At 67.3% G+C, this 12023-nt stretch carries 9 protein-coding genes; 6 read left to right on the top strand and 3 right to left on the bottom strand.

Translation table 11 applies throughout. From position 1 onward, the window contains the following. A partial coding sequence (locus tag AC3G88_RS11205; protein WP_488893392.1) for an NAD-dependent epimerase/dehydratase family protein occupies positions 1-464 on the top strand: 464 nt, incomplete at its 5' end. Positions 465-471: 7 nt separating this feature from the next. Further along, positions 472-1362: a polysaccharide deacetylase family protein gene (locus AC3G88_RS11200; RefSeq protein ID WP_488772441.1), complete on the top strand. Its 891-nt coding sequence runs from the start codon at positions 472-474 to the stop codon at positions 1360-1362. Positions 1363-1394: 32 nt separating this feature from the next. On the opposite strand, the gene AC3G88_RS11195 is transcribed toward AC3G88_RS11200, so the two are convergent. Further along, entirely contained in the window at positions 1395-3770 is a 2376-nt protein-coding gene (locus AC3G88_RS11195) for a heavy metal translocating P-type ATPase (protein WP_488772442.1), read from the bottom strand. Between the two features lie 138 nt (positions 3771-3908). Here AC3G88_RS11195 and czcI point away from each other — a divergent pair, with 138 nt between their 5' ends. The 4 genes from czcI (at position 3909) to AC3G88_RS11175 (ending at position 10069) form a co-directional block, all read left to right on the top strand. After that, positions 3909-4289, top strand: a complete 381-nt coding sequence (gene czcI / locus AC3G88_RS11190; protein WP_488772444.1) for a cation efflux protein, CzcI family — start codon at positions 3909-3911, stop codon at positions 4287-4289. A 95-nt stretch (positions 4290-4384) separates the two neighbouring features. Next, positions 4385-5638, top strand: coding sequence for a TolC family protein (locus AC3G88_RS11185; RefSeq protein ID WP_488772445.1), 1254 nt, complete (start codon positions 4385-4387; stop codon positions 5636-5638). Positions 5639-5662: 24 nt separating this feature from the next. Continuing rightward, complete coding sequence (locus tag AC3G88_RS11180; protein WP_488772446.1) at positions 5663-6895, top strand: efflux RND transporter periplasmic adaptor subunit; 1233 nt, start codon at positions 5663-5665, stop codon at positions 6893-6895. A gap of 12 nt (positions 6896-6907) precedes the next feature. Next, complete coding sequence (locus AC3G88_RS11175; RefSeq protein ID WP_488772447.1) at positions 6908-10069, top strand: CusA/CzcA family heavy metal efflux RND transporter; 3162 nt, start codon at positions 6908-6910, stop codon at positions 10067-10069. Between the two features lie 42 nt (positions 10070-10111). On the opposite strand, the gene AC3G88_RS11170 is transcribed toward AC3G88_RS11175, so the two are convergent. Both AC3G88_RS11170 and AC3G88_RS11165 read right to left on the bottom strand, forming a co-directional pair. Beyond that, complete coding sequence (locus AC3G88_RS11170; RefSeq protein ID WP_092598035.1) at positions 10112-10522, bottom strand: VOC family protein; 411 nt, start codon at positions 10520-10522, stop codon at positions 10112-10114. Positions 10523-10568: 46 nt separating this feature from the next. Beyond that, positions 10569-12023: a heavy metal sensor histidine kinase gene (locus AC3G88_RS11165; protein WP_488772449.1), complete on the bottom strand. Its 1455-nt coding sequence runs from the start codon at positions 12021-12023 to the stop codon at positions 10569-10571.

Here is a 12023-nt window from a genome sequence, read left to right as displayed (position 1 = left end):
TGGTGACGCAGTTCCTGGGCCATATCGTGCGCGGCGAGCCGATCAAGCTGGTCGATGGCGGCGAACAGAAGCGCGCGTTTGCCGATATTTCGGACGGCATCTCGGCGCTGATGCACATCATCGAGAACAAGGATGGCGTGGCCAGCGGCAAGATCTTCAACATCGGCAACCCCAAGAACATCCACTCGGTGCGCGAGCTGGCCGAGATGATGCTGAAGATGGCGGCCGATTACCCGGAGTACGCCGAGGAAGCGCGCAAGACGCAGATCGTGGAGACGTCGTCGGGCGAGTTCTACGGCAAGGGCTACCAGGACGTGCAGCACCGCGTGCCGAAGATCGACAACACGATCGACGAACTGGGCTGGAAGCCCGAGGTGACGATGGAGCAGGCGCTGCGCCGCATCTTCGAGGCCTACCGCGACAAGGTGGTGGACGCCCGTACGCTGGTCGACAGCAACAACTGATCCCCACATGGCCCGCATTGCCCTGAAAGTCGACGTCGATACGCTGCGCGGCACCCGTGAAGGGGTTCCCGCGCTGCTGTCGATGCTGTCTCCGCATCAGGCGGAAGCGACATTCCTGTTCAGCCTTGGCCCGGACCACACGGGCTGGGCGCTGCGCCGGGTATTTCGCCCCGGCTTCCTGAAGAAGGTGTCGCGCACGTCGGTGGTGTCGAACTACGGGCTGCGTACGCTGATGTACGGCGTGCTGCTGCCGGGGCCCGACATCGGCCGCAAGGGCGCCGCCGAGATGCGTGCAGCCGCGGCGGCAGGCCATGAATGCGGTATCCACACGTGGGACCACGTCTACTGGCAGGACAACGTGCGCGATCGCGATGCGGCCTGGACGCGCCGCCAGATGCAGCAGTCGTTCGAGCGATTCGTGGAAATCTTCGGCGCGCCGCCCACCACGCACGGCGCGGCGGGCTGGCAGATGAATGAAGAGGCGTTTCGTCAGATCGACGATTGGGGCATGACCTACGCGTCGGATGGCCGGGGCACGGCGCCCTACATCCCGACCGTGGCGGGCAAACCATGCCGCCACGTGCAGATGCCGACCACGCTGCCGACGCTCGACGAGCTGATCGGCGTGGGCGACCTGACCGAGGACAATGTTCACCACGCCGTGCTGAAGCTGACCGAAGGCGACGCCGACCACATCTTCACGCTCCATACCGAACTGGAAGGCGGCAAGCTGGCACCGGTGTTCCAGCGGCTGCTGGCTGGCTGGCGCGCCCAGGGGCACGACCTGGTATCGATGGCCACCTACTACCGGCACATCGACCGCACCGACCTGCCGCAATTGCCGGTCACCTGGGGCGAAATCCCCGGCCGCAGCGGCGAGCTGATCATCCAGCCGTAACCCGCCCGGCCCCGGGTTCGTCCGAATCGGGGTCAGGCCGCGCCCTTGCGCGTCAGGCGCAGCCCGTTGAACACCACCAGCAGGCTCGCGCCCATATCGGCAAACACCGCCATCCACATGGTGCCCATGCCCATCACGGTCAGGGCCAGGAACACCACCTTGATGCCCAGCGCCAGCGTGATGTTCTGCTTGAGGATGCCCGACGTACGGCGCGACAGCTGCACGAAGGCGGGGATCTTGCGCAGGTCATCGTCCATCAACGCCACGTCGGCGGTTTCGATGGCCGTGTCCGTGCCCGCCGCCCCCATCGCAAAACCGATATCGGCCCGCGCCAGCGCGGGCGCATCGTTGATGCCGTCGCCCACCATGCCCACCTTGTTCGCATGCGTATGCGCCTGCCCCGCCAGCGCGGCGATGGCATCGGCCTTGTCCTGCGGCAACTGATTGCCACGCACCTCGTCGATGCCCACCGCCTGGCCAATGGCCTGTGCCGTATGCGGGTTGTCGCCCGACAGCATCAACGTCTTCACGCCCAGCGCGTGCAGCTGTTCGATGGCCTGCCGACTGGTCTCGCGTACCGTGTCGGCCACGCCGAACAGGGCCAGCGCGCGGGCGGGCTGCCCGTCGCCCGGCGTCGCCGCGAGCAACACGATGGTCTTGCCCTGCCGCTCGATGGCCTCCAGCCGTGCTTCCAGGGCCGGCGAACATGCGCCCAGATCGTGGATCAGCCGGTGATTGCCGAAGCTGTACGCCACGCCATCCACCGTGCCGCGTACGCCCTGCCCGGGCAGGGCCGCGAAATCGCTCGCTTCCCGCCGCGCCACGCCATCGGCGTCCGCCGCAGCGGCCACCGCGCGCGACACCGGGTGGTCCGATCGTGCCGCCAGGCTCGCGGCGATGGCGCGCGCCTGCGGCACGTCGTCCACCAAAAGCGCCATATCGGTCTGGGCAGGCTTGCCGTGCGTCAGCGTGCCGGTCTTGTCCAGTGCCAGCCATGACAGATGCCGGCCCTGCTCCAGATAGACGCCGCCCTTGATCAGGATGCCGCGCCGGGCCGCCGCAGCCAGTCCGCTGACGATCGTCACCGGCGTGGAGATCACCAGTGCGCACGGACACGCGATCACCAGCAGCACCAGCGCCTTGTAAACCCAGTCCAGCCAGGGGCCGCCCAGGACCAGCGGCGGCATCACGGCCACGCCCAGCGCGATGGCAAAGACCACCGGCGTATAGATGCGCGCGAACTGGTCCACGAACCGCTGGGTCGGCGCACGGCTACCTTGCGCGGCTTCCACGGCATGGATGATGCGTGCCAGCGTGGAGTCATTGGCAGGCGCCGTCACGGCGTATTCGAGCTCGCCCGACTGATTGATCGAACCGGCATAGAGCGGATCGCCCTGCGACTTGTCCACCGGCACGCTCTCGCCCGTAATGGGCGCCTGGTCAAGCGCCGACTGGCCGCGCAGCACGCGCCCGTCCAGCGCCACCCGCTCGCCGGGGCGCAGCCGCACCGTTGCACCCACGGCCACCGCACGCGCCTCCACGGCCTGCCAGGTGCCATCGGGCTGCAGCACGGTGGCCTGCTCCGGCGCCATCGCCATCAACCCCCGTACGGCATTGCGCGCGCGATCCAGCGAAGCCGCCTCGATCCGCTCGGCCAGCGCAAACAGCACCATCACCATCGCCGCTTCGGGCCACTGGCCAATCACCATGGCACCGGTGACAGCGATGCTCATCAGCGCGTTGATATTCAGGTTGCCGTTGCGCACCGCGATCCAGCCCTTGCGATAGACGCCCAGGCCCGACATCAGCACCGTGGCCAACGCCAGCGCCGCCGGCAGATAAGGCGCGCCGATGTGGAACCACTCGGCCGCTTCGGCGCCGATGGCCGCCGCACCGGCCAGCGCCAACGGCCACCAGGGCTTGCCCGGTTCCGCCACGGCCGCCTTGGCGCTGTCGTCCGACAGCGGCTCGGCCTTCATGCCCAGCGACGCAATCGCCTTGACCACGGCATCGAGCGAATCCAACGTGTGATGCACGGTCAACACGCGCTGCATCAGGTTGAAATCGAGCGCCGCCACGCCGGCCATATTGCCGATCTTGTTCCGGATCAGCGTTTCCTCGGTCGGGCAGTCCATCGCCTCGATCCGGTACGCGGCCGATCGTGTGCCAGCGGGTGCTGCCACCGCCGGACCCACCGTCAACGGGGTGCTGCAGGTAGTGCCACAGCCGCAACTGGCAGGCGCCGGGCTGCGGGCATGGGCATCGCTGTGATCGTGCGAATGGTCGTGATCGTGATCATGCGCGTGGTCATGGCCATGATCGTGGTCGTGACCGTGCGCGTGGTCGTGCCCATGACCGCGGGCTGCCGAACCCGGCGTCAGCAGGTTTTCAGGGGTGGTACGAGCCATGGCGGTTATCCATTTTGCGTTGTTGGGTGCTATTGAAGACCCTGTAGCCACTTCAAGGTCAAGCACCGGCCGGAAAGACCCCGTCGATGACATCAACGTAATGTCCACTGCGGGGGCGGCAGCCTATAATCGCTGCCCATGCGCCGCCTGCTGCTCGTCTTCCTGTCGATCCTGCTGCCGCTCCAGTTTGCCTGGGCCGGCGCTGCGGCCTATTGCGCACATGAATCGGCTGACCTGCCAGCCGCGACGACCAACCATTTCGGCCATCACACGCACGAGCACGGCAACGACGCGCACAAGGCCGGCAAAAGTGGCGGAAAGACCACCGCAAAGGCCGCCAGCCTGCCCGACGGCGACTGCACCGCCTGCCACTTCCCCGGTTCGCACGGCGTCTTTGCCGAACTTCTCATGCCCGGTGACTATCGCTACGTCACCTTGCGCTACGCGCCGCGCCAGTACGCGTTCGGCTCCATTCCAGCCCCCGTTCCCGATCGGCCCCAGTGGCTGCGCCTCGCCTAGCCGGCGGGACGCACGACTGACCCTGTCATCCCGATACCGCTGAGCGGTATCGCTGCGCGTCTCGCCGATTTTCTCCTGCTGATCTGGTGAATTCGATGAGAAGCCTTTTATTGCCGCTGGGGCTGGCGGCCGCGTTGTGCAGCCCGTTCTTCACGCCCGGGGTGTTCGCCCAGGACGCCTCATCCGGTGTCCAGGAGCCGCCCGGCGCCCTGACGCTCGACGCCGCGCTGGCGCTGGCGGCGTCGCAAAACCCCACGCTGTCGGCCGCCCGGATCGAAGTGGACGCCTCCGAAGGCGGCATTACCCAGGCCCGTGTGATCCCGAATCCCGAAGTGTCGGTCCAGATGGAAGACACGCGGCAGGCCACGCGTGCCACCACGGCCCAGATGAACCTGCCGGTGGAGCTCGGCGGCAAGCGCGGCGCGCGTATCGGTGCCGCACAGCGCGCACGCGATGTGGCGCAGGCCCAGCTCGGGGCCTTGCAAGCGGACCTGCGCGCCACCGTGATCGGCGCCTTCTTCAACGTGCTGATCGCCCAGGAGCGCATCAGGCTGGCCGCCGGGTCCGTCGATATCGCCCGGCGCGGCGCCGACGCCGCCGCGCGCCGTGTGGCGGCGGGCAAGATCTCGCCGGTCGAGGAAACCAAGGCCCAGGTCGAACTGGCCAATGCCGAACTGGAGCGCGCCGAGGCCGATGCCGGGCTGGTAGCGGCCCGCCAGACCCTGGCCACGCTGTGGGGCAATCCGTCTCCGCGTTTTTCGGAAGCCGACGGCAAGCTGGACAACCTGCCGGCCCGACCGGCGTCCACCCTGCTTCGCCAGTCGCTCGACAACGCGCCCGCGCTGCTGACCAGCGAACGCGAACTGGATCGGCGCCAGGCCGAAATCAACGTGCAGCGCAGCCGCCAGTACCCGGACGTGACGCTCAGCGTGGGCGCCAAGCGCGACAACGGCGCCCCCGAGCGCGGCACTTTCCCCGTGGTGGGCATCGCCATTCCGCTGCCGTTGTTTGATCGCAATCAGGGCAACCTGTACACCGCCATCCGCCAGGCCGACAAGGCCGCCGACGAACTGCGCGCCACGCGGCTGCGGCTGGATCACGACCTGCAGCAGGCGTCCAGCCAGCTGAACGTGTCGCGCACCTCGGCGCTGACCTTGCGGGAGACCGTCCTGCCGGCCGCCGAGCGCGCCTTGCAGGCAGCGACGCAGGGTTTCGAGGCCGGCAAATTCAACTATCTCGATGTGCTGGATGCGCAGCGCACGCTGTTCCAGGCCCGCATCCGCTATCTCGGTGTCGTCGCCAGCAGCTGGCAGGCCGCCACCACCATCGATCGCATTCTTGGCCGCTGACGCGCCAACGCAAGGAACACCGTGATGACTTTGACCCGCAAACAAGGCGTGGCGATTGCCGCCATCGTGATCGCCGGCCTGATGGCCGCGCTGGCGCTGCTGCTGGCTGGCCGTGGCGACGGCCACAGCCATGAAGGCGAAGGCGAGGCCGCCCATGTCGCGCCCGCCTCGGCCACGGAAGCAAGCCACGCCGGGCATGGCGACCACGCCGGCCACACAGACGAAGACCCCGGGCGGATCGCCATGACGCCGGAGCAGATCCGCAACGCCAGCCTGTCGATATCCAGCGCCGGGCCTGGCAGAATCCGCAGCGCCGTGGAATTTCCCGGCGAAATCAAGTTCAACGAGGACCGCACCGCGCACGTCGTGCCGCGCGTGGCGGGCGTTGCCGAATCGGTAGTGGCCAACCTGGGCCAGCGCGTAAAGAAAGGCGACCTGCTGGCGGTATTCGCCAGCACCCAGCTGTCCGACCAGCGCAGCGAACTGCTGGCCGCCCAGCGCCGGCTGGAATTGGCCCGCACCACCTACGCACGGGAAAAGAAACTCTGGGAAGACAAGGTGTCGGCGGAGCAAGACTTCCTGGCCGCCCGCACCGCACTGCAGGAAGCCGAAATCTCCGCGCAGAATGCGCGGCAGAAGCTGACCGCCATCGGTGCCACGACATCAGCCCGCGCCATCAACCAGTTCGAACTGCGCGCGCCGTTCGACGGCATCGTGGTGGAAAAGCATCTCGCATTGGGCGAGGCCGTGGCAGCAGAAACCGCGGTCTTCACGATTTCCGACCTCAACACGGTATGGGCGGAGTTCGTGATCGCGGCCAAGGACCTGGGCCATGTCAGGCTTGGTGAGGCGGTCCGGGTGACATCGGCCGCCTTCGACGGCACCGCCGAAGGCAGGATCTCGTACGTGGGCGCCCTGCTGGGCCAGCAGACCCGCACGGCCACGGCGCGGGTCACGTTGGCTAACCCGCAGATGGCATGGCGGCCGGGGTTGTTCGTCACCGTCAGCGTCGCCACCGGCGAAACCGACGCCGCCGTGGTCATCGACAGCGACGCGCTGCAGACCGACGGCGACCGCCAGCAGGTGTACGTCGAGGTGCCCGGGGGCTTTGCGGCGCGCACGGTCAAGACGGGCCGTACCGACGGCAAGCGCATTGAAATCGTCGATGGCCTGGCAGCCGGCACGCGCTATGTCTCCGCGAACAGCTTCGTGCTGAAGGCGGAACAGGGCAAGGCCAGCGCCGAGCACGCGCACTGACCGGAGGCCGCCATGTTCGAACGTATTCTCCGGTTTGCCATCGCACAGCGATGGCTGGTCATGCTGGGCGTGCTCGCCATGGCCGGCCTGGGTGTTTACAACTACAGCCGCCTGCCGATCGATGCCGTGCCCGACATCACCAACGTGCAAGTGCAGATCAACACCGAGGCGCCCGGTTATTCGCCGCTGGAAGCCGAGCAGCGCGTGACCTATCCGCTGGAGACGGCGATGTCCGGCCTGCCGGGTCTGGAGCAGACGCGGTCCTTGTCCCGCTACGGCCTGTCCCAGATCACCGTGATCTTCCGGGACGGCACGGACATCTACTTCGCGCGGCAACTGGTCAACCAGCGCATCCAGGAAGCGCGCGAGCACCTGCCCTCCGGCATTTCGCCACAGATGGGTCCGATTTCCACCGGCCTTGGCGAAATCTACCTGTGGACCGTGGAAGCCGACCCCGGCGCGCGCAAGGCCGACGGCACCGCGTACACGCCCACGGACCTGCGCGAAATCCAGGACTGGATCATCAAGCCGCAGCTGCGTACGGTGCCGGGCGTGACCGAGATCAATTCGATTGGCGGTTTCGCCAAGGAATACCTGGTGGCGCCGAGCCCGGAGAAGATGGCGTCCTACGGGCTGTCGTTGCAGGATGTGGTGCAGGCACTGGAGCGCAACAACGGCAACGTCGGCGCCGGCTATATCGAGCGGCGCGGCGAGCAGTACCTGGTGCGCGCGCCCGGGCAGGTGAAGTCGATCGACGATATCCGCGAGGTGATCGTCGGCACGGCGCAGGGCCAGCCGATCCGCGTGCGCGACCTGGCCGACGTGGGGCTGGGCCGCGAACTGCGCACCGGGGCCGCGACGGACAATGGCCGCGAAGTGGTGCTGGGCACGGTGTTCATGCTGATCGGCGAGAACAGCCGGGCCGTGTCGCGGGCGGTGGACACGCGCATGGCCGCGATCAACAAGTCGCTGCCGGCCGGCGTGAAGGCCGTCACGGTCTATGACCGCACGACGCTGGTCGACAAGGCCATCGGCACGGTCAAGAAGAACCTGCTCGAAGGCGCCGTGCTGGTGATCGCGGTGCTGTTCCTGTTCCTGGGCAACCTGCGCGCGGCGCTGATCACGGCGATGGTGATTCCGCTGTCGATGCTGTTCACGTTCACGGGCATGGTCACATACCGGATCAGCGCGAACCTGATGAGCCTGGGGGCGCTGGATTTCGGCATCATCGTCGACGGCGCGGTGGTGATCGTCGAGAACTGCGTGCGACGCCTGGCCCATGCCCGGGAACGGCTGGGCCGCCCGCTGACGCGCGCGGAACGCTTCGAGGAAGTGTTTGCCGCGGCCCGCGAGGCCCGGCGCCCGCTGGTATTCGGCCAGCTGATCATCATGATCGTCTACGTGCCGATCTTTGCGCTGACCGGCGTGGAAGGCAAGATGTTCCATCCGATGGCGATGACAGTCGTGGTGGCGCTGCTGGGCGCGCTGATCCTGTCCGTGACCTTCGTGCCGGCGGCGGTCGCGCTGTTCATCGGTGACCGTGTCGCCGAAAAAGAGAACCGCATCATGGGCTGGGCCAGGCGCTGCTACGAGCCCGCCCTCAAGCATGCGCTGGCCAATACGCCGGTGGTGCTGACGGCAGCCGTGGTGGCCATCCTGCTTAGCGGCCTGCTGGCCACGCGCCTCGGCAGCGAATTCATCCCGAACCTGAACGAAGGCGACTTCTCGGTGCAGGCGTTGCGCATTCCGGGCACCAGCCTGACGCAGTCGGTGGCGATGCAGCAGCAGATCGAGGCCCGTCTCAAGGAGAAATTTCCTGAAATCGAACGCGTGTTCTCGCGCACCGGCACGGCCGAGATTGCCTCCGACCCGATGCCGCCCAATGCGTCGGATGCCTACATCATGCTGAAGCCGCACGACCAGTGGCCGGACCCGGGCCGCTCGCGTGACGCGCTGCGCGCGGCGATGGAGGCCGAGCTGGAGACCATTCCGGGCAATCGCTACGAGTTTTCACAGCCGATCCAGCTCCGCTTCAACGAGCTGATTTCCGGCGTGCGCAGCGATGTGGCGGTCAAGCTGTTTGGCGACGACAACGCGGTGCTGGACGCCACGGCGCAGAAGATCGCCCAGGTGCTCCAGTCGGTGCCCGGCGCCACGGAAGTCAAGGTCGAGCAGACCACTGGCCTGCCCGTGCTGACCGTCGATGTGGACCGCGCCCGCGCCGCGCGCTACGGGCTGAACATGATCGACGTGCAGGACACCGTGGCCATCGCCATCGGCGGGCGCGACGCGGGGGTGTTCTACCAGGGCGACCGCCGCTTCAATATCGGCGTGCGGCTGCCCGAGGGCATCCGCGCCGAGGTGGACGCCCTGCGGCGCCTCCCGATTCCGCTGCCCCGAAGCGCCAATGGCGGCACGAGCTATATCCCGCTTGGCGAAATTGCTACGCTCGACGTATCGCCGGGCCCCAACCAGGTATCGCGCGAAAACGGCAAGCGCCGCATCGTGATCAGCGCCAACGTGCGCGGCCGCGATGTGGGCGGCTTCGTCCCCGAGGCCATGTCGGCCATCGAATCGCGCGTGCAGATTCCGGCGGGCTACTGGGTTGCCTGGGGCGGCACGTTCGAGCAACTGCAGTCCGCCACCGAGCGGTTGCGGATCGTGGTGCCGCTGGCGCTGCTGCTGGTCTTCGTGCTGCTGTTCGTGATGTTCGGCAATGCGCGCGACGGCCTGCTGGTGTTCACCGGCATTCCGTTTGCCCTGACCGGCGGCGTGCTGGCACTGTGGCTGCGCGGGATTCCGCTGTCCATTTCGGCTGCGGTGGGCTTTATCGCGCTGTCCGGGGTGGCCGTGCTCAACGGGCTGGTGATGCTGTCGTTCATCCGCGGCCTGCGCGAGCAGGGCGAGTCGCTCGATGACGCGGTGTTCCACGGGGCGCTGACGCGCCTGCGGCCGGTGCTGATGACGGCGCTCGTGGCCTCGCTGGGATTCGTGCCGATGGCCATTGCCACCGGTACTGGCGCCGAGGTGCAACGGCCGCTGGCGACCGTGGTCATTGGCGGGATATTGTCATCGACGGCGCTGACGCTGCTTGTACTGCCGGTGCTGTACAGGTGGGCGCATGGGCGCCGGACGGAAACGGCGGTCGAACCGGCCGGCTCCGTCCTGCACTGACGCGGGCGGCCCCTCCTGCTTACGGGAGGGGCCGGCCAAACCTCAATGCTCGCAGTTCACCATCCAGGTCATCTTGAACTTGTCGACCACCATGCCGAAGCCTTCGGCCCAGAAGGTCTTCTGGTACGGCATGATGACCTGTCCGCCTTCGGACAGCGCGTCGAAAATGCGCTTGCCTTCGGCGTTCGGGACGTAGCCTACCGATAGCATGAAGCCCGAAAACGCCGGGGTCTGTCCTTCCCGGCCGTCCGACGCCATGATCTGGCTATCGCCGATCTGGACGTTGGCGTGCATGACCTTCTCGGCCCATGCCGCCGACGGCGGCTCGCCACCGCCCGGCGGAGTGTCCTTGTAGCGCATCAGGAATGTCACCTTTGCGCCCATTACCTGGCCATAGAAGGCCATGGCCTCGTCAAAGCGTCCGCCAAAGTCTAGATACGGTTGCACCTGCATGTCGGTCTCCTGTAGGGTCCGCGGACGGATAGTCCGCGCGGCGCCATTATGCGCCTGCCCTACTGACAGAATTGTCAGGAAACTCGAGTTCGAAGCGGGTCTGTTCGTCGACACTGGTCACCGACACGCTGCCACCGTGCAGCCGCATGATCGTGTCGACAATCGCCAGACCGAGCCCCGTGGAGCCCGACGAATTCCGGCGCGACGGATCGGCACGGTAGAAGCGCCCGAACAGGTGCGGCAAGGCATCGGCCTGGATCGCCGGGCCGCCGTTGGTGACTGTGATCGCGGTCACATCGGTGCCATTGCGGGCCACCGCCATGCGCACCGCACTGCCCACCGGCGCATGACGCAGCGCGTTGTCCAGCAGGTTGATGATGGCGCGGCGCAGCAAGGTCTGGTCCGCCACGACCGTGGCGTGGCCCGAGACCATCACCGTCAGGTTCCGGTCGGCCGCCACGGCCTCGAAATACTCCGCCACCTTGTCGAGTTCGGCCCGTGCATCGAGCGGGCGGGCGCCCAGCGCCACCTGTGCGTTGTCCGCGCGCGCCAGAAACAGCATGTTCTCGATCATGCGCGACAGGCGCTCGTACTCTTCCAGGTTCGATTCGAGCACCGCCTCATATTCGGCCGGCGTACGGCGCTGGGCCAGCGTCACCTGCGTCTGCCCCACCAGATTGCTGATGGGCGTGCGGAAATCGTGTGCCAGATCGGCCGAAAATTGCGACAGGCGCGTGAAGCTGTCCTGCAGCCGGGCCAGCATGCCGTTCAGCGCGCCAGCCAGCTCACGCAGTTCTTCAGGCGCGCCGCCGACATCGAGCCGCGTCGCCAGGCGGCTGGTGGTCACCGCCGCCGCATCGCTGGCCATGCGCCGCAACATGCGCAGCCCGCGCCGGGCCAGCACGAAACCCAGCGCCGCCGCCACGATGGCCCCGCACAGCACCGCACCCAGCAGTTCGCCCCGATACTCGCGCATCAGCGCCACGCGGTAGCCAGCGTCGCTGAGCACGATAATTTCGACGGTGCGCCCCGTGTCGCCAATCTGACCCAGCGCGGCCATGCCGCGCGACGGCACACCATTGCGCGGATGCCAGGTCTGCAGCTGCGACTTGTCCGGGGCCGTGGACAGCGGCAGCACACGCAACGGCGGCAGGGTTTCGTTATGGGGATTCAGCGAGATCAGGGGATCGCCCGACGCGTTGCGCACGACCAGGATCAGCCCCTCGTGCCCCATCGCAATATCTGCAAAACGATGCGTATCGGTGCGGATTTCGGTTTCGTCGGCCACTTCGCGCAGCAGATGGCGTACCAGCAGCACTTCGCCGACGAGTTCGGATTCGTCGCGCGACTGCAACTGGCTGCCGAGGGCACTGGACAGATAGGTAGCTACCCCGACCAGGATCGCGGCCGTGGTCAGGCCATAGGCCAGCGCGAGCCGGGTGGTCAGCGACGCCGGCATCCACGCCTTCAGCGCGCGCCGCATGCGCACGAGGCGCCTCAT

Source organism: Cupriavidus sp. 86D6, assembly GCF_057815095.1.
Note: the sequence above shows the minus strand (reverse complement) of the source record. Positions and strands in the feature narration are given on the sequence as shown.

Coding starts and splice junctions, on each gene's coding strand:
- AC3G88_RS11185 (WP_488772445.1), top strand. CDS start 4,385: ATGAGAAGCCTTTTATTGCCGCTGGGGCTGGCGGCCGCGTTGTGCAGC.
- AC3G88_RS11170 (WP_092598035.1), bottom strand. CDS start 10,522: ATGCAGGTGCAACCGTATCTAGACTTTGGCGGACGCTTTGACGAGGCC.
- AC3G88_RS11175 (WP_488772447.1), top strand. CDS start 6,908: ATGTTCGAACGTATTCTCCGGTTTGCCATCGCACAGCGATGGCTGGTC.
- AC3G88_RS11180 (WP_488772446.1), top strand. CDS start 5,663: ATGACTTTGACCCGCAAACAAGGCGTGGCGATTGCCGCCATCGTGATC.
- AC3G88_RS11200 (WP_488772441.1), top strand. CDS start 472: ATGGCCCGCATTGCCCTGAAAGTCGACGTCGATACGCTGCGCGGCACC.
- AC3G88_RS11165 (WP_488772449.1), bottom strand. CDS start 12,023: ATGAGGCGCCTCGTGCGCATGCGGCGCGCGCTGAAGGCGTGGATGCCG.
- AC3G88_RS11195 (WP_488772442.1), bottom strand. CDS start 3,770: ATGGCTCGTACCACCCCTGAAAACCTGCTGACGCCGGGTTCGGCAGCC.
- czcI (WP_488772444.1), top strand. CDS start 3,909: ATGCGCCGCCTGCTGCTCGTCTTCCTGTCGATCCTGCTGCCGCTCCAG.